Here is a 15282-nt window from a genome sequence, read left to right as displayed (position 1 = left end):
CCGTGGGGGGACGAGATGACACAGGACGGGGACTTCCTCGAGGTGATCGCCGCCGAGGTGGCGCAGGATCCGCAGAACGCGGCGCTGCGCGAGGACTTCGTCACGCTGCTGCTCCAGCACGACGTGGATCGCGCGGCGGAGGAGGTGTCGACCTTCGAACGGTACGGCGGAGATCCGGCGCGGGTGCGGCTGCTCCGAGCGCGGGTGATGGCGGCGCGGTTGCGCGGTGGCACGACGGGAGGCACCCCGAGTGAGATGCATCCGAACGAGTCGGCACCGGGCTCCTCGACACCGACCCGGCCGGCGGCGGTCCCGACCGCGTCGGCGCCCGACCCGGCACTCGTGCGGATCGGACAACCGAGCCTCTGGGACGCGGAGCGGCCCGCGATCACCCTGGCGGACGTCGCGGGTCTCGCCGACGTCAAGCAGCACCTCGACTCGACGTTCCTCGCTCCGCTGCGCAACCCGGAACTCGCCGCAGCGTTCGGGCAGAAGCCGGGCGGGTCACTCCTCATGTACGGCCCACCCGGGTGCGGGAAGACCTTCATCGCGAAAGCGATCGCCGGAGACCTCGGCGCCTCCTTCATCCACGTCACCCTCGCCGACCTGCTGAGCAAATGGCTGGGCGACAGCGAGAAGGCCATCCAGAGCGTCTTCCACGACGCCCGCGCAGCCGCACCCTGCGTCATCTTCTTCGACGAGTTCGACGCCCTGGGCGGCCGACGCACCTCGGGCGGCGGGTCGCAGTCGATGCGCACGATCGTGACCCAGCTACTCGAAGAGCTCGACGGTGTCGCGAACGAGAACGACGGCGTGTACTTCCTGGCCGCGACCAACCGTCCCTGGGACATCGACCCGGCGCTCCGTCGTCCGGGGCGGATCGACAAGACGGTCCTCGTGCTCCCACCGGACGCCGTGGCTCGGGCCGCCATCCTCCAGGGCGACCTCGAGGGCAAGCCTGCCGAGGGGGTCGACGTCATCGCAGTGGCCGCGGCGACCGAGGGATTCTCCGGTGCCGACATCGCGCAGGTCTCACGGGTCGCCCTGCAGCGGTCGTTGTCGGCGTCGATGGAGTCGGGCGCGATCGTGCCCGTCACCACCGAGGGCTTGCTCGAGGCCGCGGCCGGCCTCATCCCGTCCACGGCGTCCTGGTTCGACCAGGTCGCGCCCGTGCTCGAATACGGGGTCGACGACGGCACGTTCGCCCAACTCCGGACCTACCGCGTGCAGCACGGTCTCCGATGAACGAGCCGATCGGCGTCGAACGCGAGGCCATCGAACACGACCGCGACCTCGCCTGGGAACTCTTCGAGTTCCAGCCACAGCACCCGCGGATCCCCGAACTCGCGATGAGCGTCCTGGCCCGGGCGCCGCAGTTCACCGGGATGATCATCCTGCTGTCCATGCACCGCCAGGCGTGCGGCGACGTCGACGAAGCACGGCGACTCCTCCGGGAGCTGCTCGGACGTCGGGACCGGCAGTTCCTCGGCGCGCTCCGGCGCCTCCGCGACCTCGAGGCGTCCGCCGGTGACTTCGCGGAGGCCATGCGCCTCGGCGAGCTCGTGCTCCGCGAGGATCCCGACGCGGACTGGTTCGACCGCATGGACCTCGCGGCAGCCGTCTCGATGACCGCCGACCCCGAACGGGGTTGGGCGTTGATGGACGAGGCCGTCGAGCTGGCTGGTCGCACCGCGCCGGAGGCGTATGCCGGGGCGCTGGGGCTCCGTGCCCTCCACTTCCTGTCGACCGGCGCCCCGCCCACCCGGTTCCTCGTGGCCGCCCAGCAAGCGATCGAAGCCGACCCGAGCGAGACGACCCTGTCGACCGCCCTGGCCTTCGCCTACCTCTACGACTACCGCCCGCAGGAGGCGGCCGAGCTGCTGGCCCGCGTGCTCCGCGAGGATCCGACGGACGAGGTGGCCCAGGGTGGGATGATCGTCGCCCGCGGGTTCCTCGACCCCATCGAACGCGGGGCCGGCACCATGGACGACCTGCGCCGGGCCGGCATGGGCGAGATCGCGTGGCGGATCCTGCGCGACAAGGTGTTCGAAGCGGGGCTCGCCGAAGCACTCGCCGCGCTGGACCCGCTGCTTCCGGCGGAGCTGGCGTCGTCGCTGCGTCCGCCCCTCGACCGTGATGCCGCGCGTGCCAGCGGCGGAGACGACAAGGTTCTCGCCTGGCGCGACGGACAGCATCCCGGCTCCGGCGGCCTGTGGGGTGACGGGCGGCCCTTCCGACTGCTGAGCGGCGCCGAGGTCGCAGCCCTGGACGAGGCGATCGAACGGGATCCTGAGGCCTGGCCGCAGTGGGACGCCGAGCACGAGTACTTCACCCTGCTCTTCAGCGACGATGCGGACGCCTACCTCTTCGAGGGTGCCGGTGGCCGTCTGTACCGACGCGGCGTGGGCCGCGACGACGAGGAGGTCGCGTCGAGCCTGACGGACTGGCTGTGGGACCGTGTCGCCGCGTTCGGCGGCGTCGATGCCCGCCCGGGACGATCCGCGGTCGCGACGGGCCGACCGCTGACGGAGGAGTCGTGAAGCGGGAGGAGTTGACGGCGCTCGGCGTCGCGGCTGCCGACCGGGGGAACGCGCTGTTCCTCGACGAGGGCGACACGGTCGCGCCGCGGTCGGTGGTGTTCGCACCGATGGACGGTGGGTGGACGGTCTACACGACCGACCATACGGCGAGCCCCGTCGGGAGCACCCGGCGATGGTTCACGACCGAGGAGGCGGCGTTCGACGACATGTACGAGCAACTCCGCGAGCAGTCGAAGCAGCGGATCCGGCCGAGCGTCGTCGAGAGCTATCGACGCATCGGCGTGCTCGGCACGGTGACGGCCATCATGTGGCTCGTGACGGGAGCAGGGTGGCTGTGGATGTCGCCGTTCACCTTCTCCCGGGCAGAGACGCGAGGCACCGGGAACTCGGGTGACCTGGGCGAATTCATCTTCCCGGCGGAGAGGGGCCTCCCGGTCGTCGCGGTCTGCTACGGCCTCGCGTTCATCAACGTCCTCCTCCAGTGGGGCATCGGGCGTCGCGACCATGGCGCCGTCCGCACCCGAGCCATGCAGATCGCCGGCGGAACCGCCTTCTTCGCCGCGGTCGCACTCGTGTGCTTGGCCATCCGCGCCGGTGAGATCGAGGATCTGTCGTTCTGGTTCCCGCCCATCCTCGCCCTGGTGGCCGGGATCGTGGTGTCGCTCGCGCTCTTCGCCGCTCGTACCGCCGACGCCGAGCGGGATGCGGAACTGAACGGATCGACTCCACCGGACCAACCGCGTGGAGCCGCCGGTCAGGGGGCCTGAGCCAGGTCGGGCGCCGGCCAGGACCAGACGACGTCCACCGCCGCCTGCTCCTTCACCGCGGACCGGCGACGGGACGCCTCGCGCTTGGTCGCGGGTGTGGACGGCCCATTCCAGATCCAGTCCTTCGGCACCAGGTGGAAGGCGAGCGTCGCCTGCCCGCGGGGCTCGTCGACCACGAGGACGAGTGCCGCACCGCGATCGCGGACGCGCCACACCACCACGCCTCGCGGTGTCGTGTCATGGGCTCCCACCTCGGCGAGCCGTCGTCCGTACGGATCCTCTTCGGGGTCGAGCGTGGTCTCCCCGTGGAAGTGGTCTCCGCCGTAGAAGTGGATGCACTCCTGCTGGAGGGCGGCGCACACCTCGCGCAGCCGCTCGAGCGCGGATCGGTCCGTCGCACTGATCGTGGCGACGGCCAGGGGGAAGATCACGAGCGCGCCCCGGTCGATCGCCGGGACACCGAGCAGCGGCCAGAAAGAGGGGTGCGTCGCCGCCTGGCGAGGTGAGAGGCCGGCGATCGTGTCGAGGATCCGGGGGCCGTCAGCGAGCAGTTCGAGCCCCGGTGCTTCGGCGATCGGTTCAGTCATCCGCCCAGGCTACCGAGCCGTCGGCGGTGTTCCGTAGGCTTGAGGGGTGAAGCTCATCGCCACCCTCCGCGACCGCGCGACCATCACCACGGAAGCCGCCGCACCCGATGTCGCTGGTCTGCGCGCCGCCGTCCTCGCCGCCACCCCGCCCGGGCACACGCTCGCCGCGCTGCACGGGGGCGGGCGCGTGAACGGCGACCTCGTCGGCACCGCCGTCTACCGGCCCGTCGCGACACGGACGATCGAGGCCGAGGGTCGCGACTACCCGAGTGCGCGGAAGGCCATCGAGGCGTTGGTCCCCGAGGAGCAGGTCGTGCTCTTCGTCCACGCTGTGGACGAAGGCTGACCGGCGACGAGCAGGGAACCGATCAACCGGGCAGGATCGCACGGACCTGCGCGGCGATCTCGTCCACGATCTCGTCGACCGTCCGGGCCGCGTTCACCGTCGCCGCCATGCTCACGAACATGATGGCGGAGACGACGTGGGCGAGCGTGCTCGCGATCTCGGCGGGGACACCGCCGCGGTCGACGAGGACCTCGGCGATGAGCGCCTCGGTCTGCTGGGTGAGGTCGAGCGCCACGCGGTGGTGCGGTTCCTCCGGGTCGCCGAACACGATCTCCCGGAGGTAGGTGCGGCCGTTGTCGATCTGCTTGCGGTTGCACTCGACGACGGGCCGGATCACGGCGAGGACCCCGTCCGTCATCGTCCCGGCGGCGGCCGCAGCCTCACGTCCCTCGGCGAGCGCGTCGGCGTACGTCGAGTTCTGCACGAGCAGCAGCAGCTCGCCCTTCGTCTTCGCGTAGAGGAAGAGCGTCCCGGTACCGATGTCCGCGCGGTCGGCGATCTCCTGCGTCGTCACGTCGTCGACCCCCCGTTCGGTGAAGAGCTCGCCTGCCGCCGCCGTGATGCGGGCCAGCTTGTCGAGCTTGTTCCGTTCGCGTCGGCCGATCGTGCGGTCGTCGATGCTCATGAGGGTTCCTTCGGCATGGGGCGTGGTGGAGGTCCGGCCCCATTGTCCCAGGTCGGCACCAGCGGATCCTCGGGTTGGCAGGAATAGAGTTGGTGCCGCAGCGCCGCCGGAACCAGGCGGTGCGGGGCGATGCGATCGGAGCGGAATGGTCACCATGCGGGATGTGGCTGCGCACGCAGGCGTCAGCGCGAAGACGGTCTCCCGCGTGTTCCGCAATGAGCAGCATGTCTCCGAGTCCGTACGCGAGCGGGTGAACATCTCGATGCGCGAACTGCACTTCGTCCCGAACATGCTCGCACGCACCTTCCGCGAGGGCCGGGCCGCGATGATCGGTGTCGCGATCCCCAACCTGTCGGATTCCTTCTTCGCCTCAGTCGTCGAGGCGGTCGACGAGGTCGCCAAGACGCACGGACACACGATCGCCGTCACGAACCTCGGCAGCGACCCGGAGCACGAGCGCTCGGTCGTGGAGGGGCTGCTCCGGACGCAGATCGATGCGCTGATCATCGCTCCGACGAGCGACGACCAGCGCTATCTCGAGGCATGGTCGTCGAGGACTCCGATCGTCGTGATCGACCGCGAGCCGACGGGGCTCGTGACGGATGTGTTCCTGGAGAACGACCGCCGCGGCGGCGAGCTCGCCGTGCACCACCTGTTCGAGCTGGGGCACCGCCGGATCGCCTTCCTGGGCGCCGACGACGCCGTCGCTACCACGACGCAGCGACTGCTCGGCTTCTGCACCGCGCGCGACGATCTCGGACTGCCGACCGATGAGCGCCTGGTGGCGTTCGCCGGTCCTGGCGAAGCCGGCGGCGCCCTGTCCGGACTCCTCGAACTCTCCGATCCGCCGACAGCCCTGTTCTCCTCGAATGCCCGCACCTCGGTGGAGCTGATCCCCGCACTCCAGCGCCTCGATCGCGACGACCTCGCGTTGGTGAGCTTCGGCGACTTCCCCATGGCCGACCTCCTGAGGCCGTCCATCTCCGTCATCGACCAGAACCCTGGCCGGTTGGGTCGAGCCGCCACGGAACGGGCTCTGCTCCGAGTCGCCGACCCCGACGGCGATTACGAATTGCGGACGGTGTACGACGTCGGGCTCATCGTCCGGGGTTCGTCCGTCGCCCCACCGACGCCGACGACCACCTGATTCCGACCTCGAAGACATCCCCGTCGTCGCGCAGATGACATCGATGTCACAGCCGCCCTAGACTGGGCGCGGGTCGCGCCACGGACGTCGCGACCGGAGAAGGAGCGGTACTCCATGACCATCACAGGCGGACTCACCGGCAAGCGCATCGTCGTGACCGGAGGTGGAGGCGGAATCGGCAGCGAGATCGTCAGGCACCTCGTCGACGCCGACGCACACGTGATCGCCACCGGACGGACGGCCGAGGAGGTCGCCGGCGTCCGGGACGCCTACGGCGTGGAGACGATGGTGTTCGACGTCTCGGTCGAGACCGAAGTCGCGGAGGCCCTGACCGGGTTCGACATCGATGGGCTGGTGAACTGCGCCGGCTTCGGTGGCACCGTGGCGCCGCTCGTCGACGCCGATGCGGACCTGTTCGACCGGGTGATGGGCGTCAACGCGCGCGGGACCTTCCTCACCACCAAGCACGCCGCCAGGTCGATGATCCGTGCCGGGCGAGGCGGATCCATCGTCAACATCTCGAGCCAGGCAGCCTTGGTCGGTCTCGACGGACATGCCTCCTACGCGGCGTCGAAGGCCGCGGTCGACGGATTCACCCGCACGGCCGCCCTCGAACTCGGTCGGCATGGGATCCGGGTGAACGCCGTGAACCCCACCGTCGTCATGACGCCCATGTCGGCGTCGTATTGGGGCCAGCCGGAGATCCAGGATCCGTTCCTCGCGGCCATGCCCCTCGGCCGGTGGGCCACCGAGGCAGACATCGCCGCCCCGGTCGTCTTCCTGCTCGGCGACGGGGCGGCGATGATCACCGGGGTGTCGCTGCCGATCGACGGCGGCTACACGTCCCGCTGATCAGATCGCGAGCCCGGGTCCGGGTCCAGGTCCGGCTCCGGGTCCTCACTTCACCGCGCCCATGGCCAGTCCGCGGACGAGCCGCTTCTGCGCGACCCAACCGGCGATCACCACGGGCAACACCGCGAGGGTGGACGCGGCGCTGAGGGCCGCGAGGAACTGCCCGCGTCCGTCCACGAAGCTCCCGAGGAATGGCGGTGCCGTCCGCGCGGTCGACGCCGTGAGGATGGTCGCCAGGAAGTACTCGTTCCACGCGAAGATGAAGCAGATCAGCGCAGCTGCCGCCAAGCCCGGCGCGACGATGGGCAGGACGATCCGGATGATCTCCGTCCGGACGCCGGCTCCGTCCACGCGCGCCGCCTCCACGATCTCCAGCGGCACCTCGGAGAAGAACGACCGCATCATCCAGATCGCGATCGGCAGGTTGATGCCGATGTACAGCACGGACAGGACGGTGACGTTGTCGAGTCCGCCGATGGTCTTCAGGATCAGATAGAGCGGGATGATCGATGCCGCAACCGGCATGAACCGTGTGGAGATGAAGAAGAACAGCAGATCGCGCCATCCCTTCACCGGTCGGATCGACAGACCGTAGGCAGCTGGGATCGCCAGCAGGAGCACGAAGACGGTCGAGAGCACGCTCACGGTCAACGAGTTGATCAGGTACGGGGCGATCCCCCGACTGAAGACCCCCGCGTACTGGTCGAACGACAGCTCAACGAAGAACGTCGGCGGGCTGGAGGCCGCGTCACGCTCGCTCTTCAGCGAGGTGAAGACCATCCAGAGGATCGGGAAGAACATGGCGAACGCCACGATCCAGGTCAGGATCGTGAGCAGGCTGCCGCGGACGGTGCCGCGACGGCGACGGGTCGGTGGCTTGGCCTGGACGTGAGCGGTCATTTGATTCCTTGCTGCGAGAAGATCCTGAACAACGTGCGGAGCGCGACCGACGCGACGATGATCGTCAGGATGACGGTCACGACGCCGTACGCCGCCGCTTCCCCGACGTTCAGGCCGATGAAGGCGCGTTCGTAGAGCAGGTACGGCAGCGTCTTCGAGCCGCCCGTCCCCTTCGTCATGATGTGGACCGGGTCGAAGACCTGCAGCATGAAGATCGCGCCGAGAAGCACCGACAACTCGATGTACTGCCGGAGGTGGGGAAGCGTGAGCGCCCGGAAGATCCGGAGCGGTCCGGCGCCGTCGACCTGGGCCGCCTCGAGCACGTCCTGACTCTGCCCCTGCAGTCCGGCAAGCAGGATGAGCATCATGAACGGCGTGTACTGCCAGGTGAGGACGCAGATGATCGTGAGAGCCGGATAGTCGGTGTTCCACGCCACCGGGTCGATGCCGACGATGGACAGCAGCCAGTTGAAGATCCCGCTGTTGGCGTCGAAGAGCGACCACTTCCAGATGAGGGCGGCTGCCGCGGGCATCATGAGGAATGGTGTGATGAGCAGCGTCCTGGCGAATCCCTGACCGTGGAACTTCCGGTCGAGCAGGAGCGCGATGAGGAGCCCGAACACGACGGACAGCACCACCGAGCTCCCGGTGATGACGACGGTCGCCCACAGCGAGCTGAAGAAGTCGCCCTTGGTGAACAGGGTGACGTAGTTGTCGATCCCGGCGAACCCGACGTCCGCTGGTTTCAGGAGGTTCCACCGCTGGAAGGAGTAGTAGATGGTGATGAGGAAGGGGATCTGCGTGAGGAGTACGGCGACGATGAGCGCCGGAAGCACGAGCGCCCGGGAGATGGTGGCCTCTCGGCGACTTCGGACGCGGAGGGAGGCCTCGCGGTCCGGGTTCGCGATGGGCGGGGTGGTGACGGTGGTCGATGCCGACATGGGGGTCCCTTGATCGAGGAGCCGGGCGGGTGGGCCGACGGCCGCGTCGACCCACCCACCCGGGCTGGGTCACTTCTTCTGGGCGTCCCCGGCGGCCTGGGCCAGCTTCTGCACGGCGGCCAGAGCGTCGGCGACGCTCGCCCGGCCGGCGTAGACGTCGGCGAAGGACTGCGACGCCTGGTTGCCGAGATCTTGCCACTCCGGGATGCCGATGTACTGGATACCGACGTAGGGCTGTGGCGCGACACCTGGTTGCGCGGGATCGACGGCGAGCATCGACTCACGGGTGATGTCGGCGAACGCCGCCGCAGCCTCCTGGTACTCCGGCAGGTCGTAGGTCGAGACCCGGGTTCCCGGTGGTACGCGACTCCAACCCATCTCGGTTCCGACGAGCTTGGCGTAGTCCTTGTTCGTCGCCCAGTCGATGAACTCCCACGCGGCGTCCTTCTTCTCCGAGGTGGCGGGCACGGCGAGGTTCCACGACCACAGCCAACCGGACGCCTCGGTCTCCTTCACCGGAGCGGGGACGTATCCGACCTTGCCTGCGACACTGCTGGCCTCCGGGTCTTCGACGGTGCCGGCGGCCGACGTCGCGTCGTACCACATGGCCGCCTTGCCCTGCGTGAACAGGTTCAGGCACTCCGTGAAGCCGTAGGAGACGGGGTCCGCCTCACCGGCGTCCTGCACGAGGCTGGAGAAGAACGTCAGCGCTTCGGTGAACCCGGGCTGGTCGATCTGCGCGTTCCAGTCCTCGTCGAACCACGCGCCGCCGAAGGTGTGCACCACGGTGTTGAGCGAGGCGATGCCCTCGCCCCAGCCGGGCTTGCCCCGGAGGCAGATGCCCGCCTGCTCAGGCGTCTTCAGCTGGCGTGCCAGCTCGGCGATCTGGTCCCAGGTGGGGTTGTCCGGCATGGTGAGGCCGGCGGCCGCGAAGATGTCCTTGTTGTACATCATGAAGGAGCTCTCCCCGTAGAACGGGGCGGCGTACAGCTTGTCGTCGACCGAGACGGAGGTGCGGACCGGCTCGAACAGGTCGTCGACGTCGTAGGCGTCGTCGGTGTATTCCGACAGGGAGGTGAGCCAGCCGTTCTCAGCCCAGAGCGGCACCTCGTAGGCACCGATCGTGACGACATCGTATTGGCCGCCCTGGGTCGCGACGTCCTTCGTGACCGCGTCGCGGAGGTCGTTCTCCTCCATCTGGATGAAGTTGACGGTGATGTCGGGGTGCTCGGCTTCGAACTTGTCCTTCAGCTGCTCCATGTCCTTCATCTGGGGATTGCTGACGGTCGCCAGGTTGAGCGTGACCTTGCCGCCGGCGGCTCCTCCACCGCCTCCGGCTCCGGAGCAGCCTGCGAGCGCGACCGCCACCCCGATTGCTGCAGCGCCCGCCACCACCCGCCTGATGTGTTTCGCTGTGTGCGTCATTGGTGAAAAACCTCTCTGTTTTTCGGCGGCCTCTACACCACCGAGGTCAACGTAGCTCGGCGTTGACATCGATGTCAATGGCGTTTTTCCGCGGCCTCTTGTGTGACTGTCATCGATGTCATACGGTGAGCGCATTCGCCGCGGGCGGTCCCGTCGAACCGAACACCCGACGCGGACCGTCCCGCGGAATCACGCACACCCCGGACCGGAGGCGACCATGCCCCAGATGATGCAACGCACGATCGTGCGCGCAGACGAGATCACGTTGATCGAGGTCGAGCGCCCGGAACCCTCGGCAGGCGAGGTGCTCGTCGAGACGATGGTCAGCGGCGTGTGCGGGTCCGACACCCACGCGGCCGCCGGCCATCACCCGTTCATCTCGTTCCCGTACTTCCCCGGGCACGAGGTGGTCGGGGTCGTCCGCGAGGTCGGGGAGGGCGTCGAGGGCGTCGCTGAGGGCGACCATGTGACGGTCGAACCGACGCTGCCGTGCGGTGCGTGCAAGATGTGCCGCACCGAGCGCGGCAACCTCTGCGAGCGTCTCGACTTCTTCGGCTGCGGCCACCCGCAGGGCGGGATGGCCGACTTCTTCACGATCCGGGCCGATCGGCTCCACGTCATCCCGGCCGGTATGTCGGACTGGGACGCGGCGCTCATCGAGCCGCTCGCAACCCCGGTCCACGCGGTCCGACTGGCGGGTGACGTCTCGGGGAGGGCCGTGGTGATCATCGGCGCCGGCACCATCGGCCTGCTGACGCTCGCGGCGGCTCGTCACGCGGGCGCCGCACGGATCGTCATGACCGACGTCCGTGCTGACAAACGGGAGCGGGCGCTGCGGCTCGGTGCCGATGCCGTCGTCGACGGCACGAGGACGGACGCGGTCGAGGCGATCCGCGCCGAGCTGGGCGAGAGCGCTGATGTGGTCTTTGACTGCGTCTCCGTCCAATCGACGGTCGACCAGGCGGTCGCGCTCGCCATGAAGGCTGGGACCGTCGTCATCGTCGGCGTCCCCGCGCGGCCGGTGACCGTGCCGCTCCCCGAGATCCAGGATCGTCAGGTGCGCGTCCAGGGCAGTGCCACCTACCTGGCCGAGGACTTCGAGACCGCAGCTCGGATCATCGCCGCCGGCGAGGTGCGAGCCGCGGACTTCATCACCGCGCGGTATCCGCTGGCGGACGTCGCCGAGGCGTTCGCCGCCGCGATCGACGGCGCGAACGTGAAAGTGGTGGTGACTCGCGAGCCGTGACGATCGACGGGGCGCAAGCCTCCGGCGCCGCGCACGTCCGCCACCTCGGGGAGTACCGTGGTGGCCCATGAAGGAATCAGCGCAGGGTGGGGCGTCACCGGTGGAGGTCGTCGTCGTCGGACAGCTCGGGCGGGACGTCGTCCTGCGGGTCGATCGACACCCGGAAGCGGACGGCAGCGCCGACGTGCTCGAGCGCGTGGAGGTGCTCGGCGGGAAAGGTGCCAACCAGGCGATCGGTCTGCAGCAGCTCGGGGTCCGCGCAGGCCTTGTCGCGGTCGCCGGCGAGGACGACGGCGGAGAGCTGATCCGTCAGCTCGAGGCGGACGGCGTCACCGCCACCGGCGTCGTCCGGCGTGGGCGATCGGCCCTGCTCGTCGACATCGTGGACGGCGGAGGCACCCGCCGGCTCTACGAACACGTTCCGGAGTCGTCCCTCGTCACGGCGGCGGACCTCGAGCGCGCCGCCGCCTCCGGCCTCCTCGACCAGGCGGACACGATGTGCATCCAACTGCAGCAGCCACCGGCGGTGACGCTGGCCGCCGCAGAACTCGCCCGTGCGCGGTCGCTCCGGATCGTGCTGGACGGGGCCGCCACCCAGCACATCCGAGCGCTCCTGCACCTCGCGAACGTCGTGCGTGCCGACGCACCGGAGGCGGAACTGCTGACCGGCCGCACGCTGCACACCGTCGACGCCGCCCGGGCCGCAGCGGAGGAACTGCTCTCCGCCGGGCCCGACCTCGTCGTCCTCACGGTCGCCGGCCAGGGCGAGATGGTCGTGTGGCCGTCGGGCGCCGAATTCATCCCCCTCCGGGACGTCCCGGTCGTCGACCGCACCGGTGCCGGCGACGCGTTCGTCGCCGCCCTCGTCACCGGGCTGCGCGACGGCCTGGGCCCGGCGGCCGCCGCCGACCTCGGTTCACGGGCGGCGGCGCGCACCATCGGCCACCTGGGTGGGCGGCCCGACCTCGGGGGTCTGGCGGCCGCACGATAGGTGGCCCGACGGCGCCCTCACCGCGGGACGCGACCAGCCACATCCGGCAGGGTCGGGAACGGGGTGTGCGGTTCGCTCTGATACCAGTAGGCGACCGAACAGATGTCGTCGGAGCGTTCGAACAGCCCGTGGTCCCACGTGCCGATCTGCTGCACCGTGACCTTGAGCTCGCGCTCGAAGAAGATCGGGTCGGGCAGGTGCCAGCGGTAGACGGCGCGCATCGGTGCCGTCGCGTGGATGAATTCCGAGGCGCCCGTGACATCGGTCGTACTGAAGAACGGGTAGCCGCAGTACGGAGCGCTGAACGGGATCGGGCGGGGCTCAGGGTCACGGCGGAGGGCGTCCTGGAACGCCCACGCGCCGCCCGCGTAGTCCTCGAGGCCGGTGCTGCACAGGGTCGGGAGGTCCGTGTCGCCGTCGAGGAAGAACTTCACCTCCCCCTCCCCCCACCAGAACCGCGACAGCGCCGCGACACCGATGTACGTGCCGAGATAGCGACCGCGTCCGGTGATCCCGTCCACGATCGTGTGGTCCTCGCCGAGCGCGGTCGACGCGTTGGACCGTCGCCACTGCGCGTGGAAGTAGGGGGTGTCCTCCGGGACCTCGTCACCGACGGTGTAGTCCACCTGGAAGAAGACGTGCTCGATGTCGACCGCGTGGTCGCTGTCGATCACGATGCGCGCCCTGCGCCGGAACGGCATGGGGATGTAGCTGTTCATCCCGCCCGTCGGTGCGACGACGATCGGCTCCGAGGTGACGAGCGCCCGCGCAGCGAACCCGTTGCAGAAGAAGTCGCCGAGCGGCGCTTCGACCGACGGTTCGGTCTCGTCGTCCCAGTACATCCGCAACACGAGGTCGCGGAGGACGAACGGGCCGCCCTCGGTGCGGTCGGGGACGGTGATCCAGATGTGACGGATCATGCCGGGGCCGGCGATGTCCGCCAGCTCCAGCCGACCGCCGGCCGGTACGGGGCGCCAGGCGCTCCCCTTGCGTCCGGGTCCGAGATCCGATGCGGTCGCGGCGCCGAGGCCCGGCGCCCCCGTCGGATTCTCAGCGTTGATGGACCGGGACCGGACACCTGTCGGCGCCTGCAGTTCGGTGATGGTGGGAAGCATGGTTCTCCTCGGGTTGGGGTCGGTCACTTGATCGAGCCGACGGTGACACCGCGGCTCAGGGTGCGTTGGAAGATGATGAAGAAGACGAGGGTGGGCAGCAGCGACAGGAGCGACCCGGCGTTCAGCGCCGTGATGTCGATGGAGTTCTGCCCCTGCAGGGTCGCGAGCGCGATCGGGACGGTCTGCACGGACTGGTCCGAGAGGAGGATCAGCGGGATGTAGAACTCGTTCCAGGTCCAGACGAAGAAGAAGACCATCAGGACGGAGAGCGTCGGCCGCATGAGCGGGAACACGACCGACCAGAGGATCCGCCACCGACCGGCACCGTCCAGCGCGGCCGCTTCCAGGAGCCCCGGCGGCAGGGTGGAGATCACACTCGCGAGCAGGTAGGTGCCGAAGGCCGCCTGCAGGACGGTGAACACGATGATGACGCTCCACACGGTGTTGAACGTCCCGGTCGCCTGCGCTCCGTAGAAGAGCGGGTAGATGAGTGCTTCCTGCGGCAGCATGGTCGCGAGCAGGAAGACAGCCAACAGCGCCGTGCTGCCCCTGACCTTGCCGATCCCGATCGCGTAGGCGCTCAGCAGGGAGATCCCCGCGGCGAGCACCGCGACGGAACCGGAGATCACGATGGAGTTCACGAGCGCCCGCGGGTAGTCGACACGCTGCAGGTAGGAGGTGAACGAATCGAGGGTGAAGGCCGTCGGCCAGGCGAGCGGGCCGTGAGCCGAATAGTCGGCTCCGGTCTTGAACGCGTTGAGCACGAGGAGGAGGAGCGGCGCGAGCATCACCGCTGCGACGACGATCGCGAGCGCGAGGATCACCCATCGGAGCGGCCTCGGCCGTCGCACACGCTGCACGGTCGACGTCGGCGCGGTCATGAGCGGGCTCCGTCCGAGGCATCCCGACGCTGCAACCAGAGCATGACGCCCGCGACCACGAAGATCACGATCGACATGGCCGTCGCGATGGCCGAGCCGTAGCCGACCTTCGAGAGCTCGAAGAAGTTGCGGTACGAGTAGTAGGAGGGCACGATCGTCGACCCCTCCGGGCCACCACCCGTGAGGATCAGCACCGGGGCGAACACCTTGAGGGCGCCGACGGTCGCGGTGATCACGACCACGAAGAGTTCCGGCCGGATCTGCGGGATCGTGATGGCGGAGAACCGCCGCCACCAGCCGGCCCCGTCGAGCGCGGCCGCCTCGTAGAGTTCCGGGTCGACCCGTTGGAGTGCGGCCATGAAGATGACCACGGGGTACCCGATCTGGAGCCAGATCAGCATGAGCATCACCGCGTAGATGGCGATGTCCGCGTTCCCGAGCCAGTCCGGAGGATCGGTGACGCCGATCGCCTCGATCACGCTGTTCAGCAGCCCGTTCTGCGTGGCGAGCACCCAGCTCCAGATGAACCCGGCCACGGCGATGGGCAGGATCTGCGGCAGGTAGTAGGTGGCCCGGAGGAACGCAGCCGCCCGGGCACCGAACTCGCGGCCGATGTAGTCGAACAGCATCGCGGCGAGGAGGAGACCGAGCACCGTCGGGATGACGACGATGCCGACGATCATGAAGACGGTGTTCTTGAAGGCGAGCCAGAACTGCGCGTCGCCGAGCAGCTCGGCGTAGTTCCCGAGCCCGTTCCAGCGCATGGGCGAGAGCCCGCCCTTCCACCGGAAGAGACTGACGACGACGTTGACGGCGAAGGGCACGAGGACGATGGCGACGGTGCCGACGATCATCGGCGCCAGGTACCACCAGTAACCCCGGCTACTCGGGCGTCGTCTGCTGGTGCGGTTCGGATGGT

Annotated in this window: 16 protein-coding genes; 8 read left to right on the top strand and 8 right to left on the bottom strand. The window is 69.1% G+C overall.

Translation table 11 applies throughout. The features are described from left to right. Positions 1-15: 15 nt before the first annotated feature. The 3 genes from ITJ57_RS02930 to ITJ57_RS02920 are packed head-to-tail and all read left to right on the top strand — an operon-like array spanning position 16 to position 3307. Entirely contained in the window at positions 16-1245 is a 1230-nt protein-coding gene (locus ITJ57_RS02930; RefSeq protein ID WP_194668770.1) for an ATP-binding protein, read from the top strand. Further along, positions 1242-2540 (top strand): tetratricopeptide repeat protein, encoded by a 1299-nt coding sequence (locus ITJ57_RS02925; protein WP_194668769.1) that lies wholly within the window; start codon positions 1242-1244, stop codon positions 2538-2540. Before ITJ57_RS02930 ends, ITJ57_RS02925 begins: the two co-directional genes overlap by 4 nt. Continuing rightward, the gene (locus ITJ57_RS02920) at positions 2537-3307 is read left to right on the top strand and encodes a hypothetical protein (RefSeq protein ID WP_194668768.1); all 771 of its coding nucleotides are present in this window, start codon (positions 2537-2539) and stop codon (positions 3305-3307) included. The genes ITJ57_RS02925 and ITJ57_RS02920 overlap by 4 nt, the downstream gene beginning before the upstream one ends. Here the strand turns inward: ITJ57_RS02920 and ITJ57_RS02915 are convergent. After that, positions 3295-3894 (bottom strand): hypothetical protein, encoded by a 600-nt coding sequence (locus tag ITJ57_RS02915; RefSeq protein WP_194668767.1) that lies wholly within the window; start codon positions 3892-3894, stop codon positions 3295-3297. The genes ITJ57_RS02920 and ITJ57_RS02915 overlap by 13 nt on opposite strands. A gap of 46 nt (positions 3895-3940) precedes the next feature. On the opposite strand from ITJ57_RS02915, the gene ITJ57_RS02910 reads away from it, so the two are divergent. Beyond that, positions 3941-4240: a hypothetical protein gene (locus ITJ57_RS02910; RefSeq protein WP_194670411.1), complete on the top strand. Its 300-nt coding sequence runs from the start codon at positions 3941-3943 to the stop codon at positions 4238-4240. A gap of 22 nt (positions 4241-4262) precedes the next feature. Here the strand turns inward: ITJ57_RS02910 and ITJ57_RS02905 are convergent, their stop codons facing one another. After that, positions 4263-4865, bottom strand: a complete 603-nt coding sequence (locus ITJ57_RS02905) for a TetR/AcrR family transcriptional regulator (RefSeq protein WP_194668766.1) — start codon at positions 4863-4865, stop codon at positions 4263-4265. Positions 4866-5028: 163 nt separating this feature from the next. Between ITJ57_RS02905 and ITJ57_RS02900 the strand changes: the two genes are divergently transcribed. Continuing rightward, complete coding sequence (locus ITJ57_RS02900; RefSeq protein WP_194668765.1) at positions 5029-6012, top strand: LacI family DNA-binding transcriptional regulator; 984 nt, start codon at positions 5029-5031, stop codon at positions 6010-6012. A 114-nt stretch (positions 6013-6126) separates the two neighbouring features. Then, positions 6127-6864, top strand: a complete 738-nt coding sequence (locus ITJ57_RS02895; protein ID WP_194668764.1) for an SDR family oxidoreductase — start codon at positions 6127-6129, stop codon at positions 6862-6864. Positions 6865-6909: 45 nt separating this feature from the next. Here ITJ57_RS02895 and ITJ57_RS02890 read toward each other — a convergent pair whose 3' ends face one another. The 3 genes from ITJ57_RS02890 to ITJ57_RS02880 all read right to left on the bottom strand — a co-directional run bounded on the left by ITJ57_RS02890 (position 6910) and on the right by ITJ57_RS02880 (position 10130). After that, on the bottom strand, positions 6910-7764 hold the full coding sequence (locus tag ITJ57_RS02890; RefSeq protein WP_194668763.1) for a carbohydrate ABC transporter permease: 855 nt from the start codon (positions 7762-7764) through the stop codon (positions 6910-6912). Continuing rightward, positions 7761-8705 carry a carbohydrate ABC transporter permease gene (locus ITJ57_RS02885; RefSeq protein ID WP_194668762.1) on the bottom strand — a complete coding sequence of 315 codons (945 nt, stop codon included), beginning with the start codon at positions 8703-8705 and terminating at the stop codon, positions 7761-7763. The genes ITJ57_RS02890 and ITJ57_RS02885 overlap by 4 nt, the downstream gene beginning before the upstream one ends. A 69-nt stretch (positions 8706-8774) precedes the next feature. After that, positions 8775-10130 carry a sugar ABC transporter substrate-binding protein gene (locus tag ITJ57_RS02880; protein ID WP_194668761.1) on the bottom strand — a complete coding sequence of 452 codons (1356 nt, stop codon included), beginning with the start codon at positions 10128-10130 and terminating at the stop codon, positions 8775-8777. Positions 10131-10356: 226 nt separating this feature from the next. On the opposite strand from ITJ57_RS02880, the gene ITJ57_RS02875 reads away from it, so the two are divergent. Both ITJ57_RS02875 and ITJ57_RS02870 read left to right on the top strand, forming a co-directional pair. Continuing rightward, complete coding sequence (locus ITJ57_RS02875; RefSeq protein ID WP_194668760.1) at positions 10357-11376, top strand: zinc-binding dehydrogenase; 1020 nt, start codon at positions 10357-10359, stop codon at positions 11374-11376. Between the two features lie 67 nt (positions 11377-11443). Continuing rightward, positions 11444-12367: a PfkB family carbohydrate kinase gene (locus ITJ57_RS02870; RefSeq protein WP_228506447.1), complete on the top strand. Its 924-nt coding sequence runs from the start codon at positions 11444-11446 to the stop codon at positions 12365-12367. A gap of 17 nt (positions 12368-12384) precedes the next feature. On the opposite strand, the gene ITJ57_RS02865 is transcribed toward ITJ57_RS02870, so the two are convergent. The 3 genes from ITJ57_RS02865 to ITJ57_RS02855 are packed head-to-tail and all read right to left on the bottom strand — an operon-like array spanning position 12385 to position 15217. Beyond that, on the bottom strand, positions 12385-13482 hold the full coding sequence (locus ITJ57_RS02865) for a glycoside hydrolase family 172 protein (protein WP_194668759.1): 1098 nt from the start codon (positions 13480-13482) through the stop codon (positions 12385-12387). A 23-nt stretch (positions 13483-13505) separates the two neighbouring features. After that, the gene (locus ITJ57_RS02860) at positions 13506-14363 is read right to left on the bottom strand and encodes a carbohydrate ABC transporter permease (RefSeq protein ID WP_194668758.1); all 858 of its coding nucleotides are present in this window, start codon (positions 14361-14363) and stop codon (positions 13506-13508) included. Next, positions 14360-15217, bottom strand: a complete 858-nt coding sequence (locus tag ITJ57_RS02855; protein ID WP_194670272.1) for a carbohydrate ABC transporter permease — start codon at positions 15215-15217, stop codon at positions 14360-14362. Before ITJ57_RS02855 ends, ITJ57_RS02860 begins: the two co-directional genes overlap by 4 nt. Positions 15218-15282 lie beyond the last annotated feature (65 nt).

It is taken from the genome of Plantibacter sp. VKM Ac-2880, assembly GCF_015351235.1.
Classification (GTDB): Bacteria; Actinomycetota; Actinomycetes; order Actinomycetales; family Microbacteriaceae; genus Plantibacter.
The sequence above is the reverse complement of the archived record's forward strand: the minus strand, read 5'-3'. Positions and strand labels throughout refer to the sequence as shown.

Bases quoted from the DNA above. Each gene is read 5' to 3' on its own strand.
- ITJ57_RS02865 (WP_194668759.1), bottom strand. From the start codon at position 13,482: ATGCTTCCCACCATCACCGAACTGCAGGCGCCGACAGGTGTCCGGTCC.
- ITJ57_RS02890 (WP_194668763.1), bottom strand. From the start codon at position 7,764: ATGACCGCTCACGTCCAGGCCAAGCCACCGACCCGTCGCCGTCGCGGC.
- ITJ57_RS02875 (WP_194668760.1), top strand. From the start codon at position 10,357: ATGATGCAACGCACGATCGTGCGCGCAGACGAGATCACGTTGATCGAG.
- ITJ57_RS02860 (WP_194668758.1), bottom strand. From the start codon at position 14,363: ATGACCGCGCCGACGTCGACCGTGCAGCGTGTGCGACGGCCGAGGCCG.
- ITJ57_RS02885 (WP_194668762.1), bottom strand. From the start codon at position 8,705: ATGTCGGCATCGACCACCGTCACCACCCCGCCCATCGCGAACCCGGAC.
- ITJ57_RS02855 (WP_194670272.1), bottom strand. From the start codon at position 15,217: ATGATCGTCGGCACCGTCGCCATCGTCCTCGTGCCCTTCGCCGTCAAC.
- ITJ57_RS02915 (WP_194668767.1), bottom strand. From the start codon at position 3,894: ATGACTGAACCGATCGCCGAAGCACCGGGGCTCGAACTGCTCGCTGAC.
- ITJ57_RS02930 (WP_194668770.1), top strand. From the start codon at position 16: ATGACACAGGACGGGGACTTCCTCGAGGTGATCGCCGCCGAGGTGGCG.
- ITJ57_RS02905 (WP_194668766.1), bottom strand. From the start codon at position 4,865: ATGAGCATCGACGACCGCACGATCGGCCGACGCGAACGGAACAAGCTC.
- ITJ57_RS02880 (WP_194668761.1), bottom strand. From the start codon at position 10,130: ATGACGCACACAGCGAAACACATCAGGCGGGTGGTGGCGGGCGCTGCA.
- ITJ57_RS02895 (WP_194668764.1), top strand. From the start codon at position 6,127: ATGACCATCACAGGCGGACTCACCGGCAAGCGCATCGTCGTGACCGGA.
- ITJ57_RS02870 (WP_228506447.1), top strand. From the start codon at position 11,444: ATGAAGGAATCAGCGCAGGGTGGGGCGTCACCGGTGGAGGTCGTCGTC.
- ITJ57_RS02925 (WP_194668769.1), top strand. From the start codon at position 1,242: ATGAACGAGCCGATCGGCGTCGAACGCGAGGCCATCGAACACGACCGC.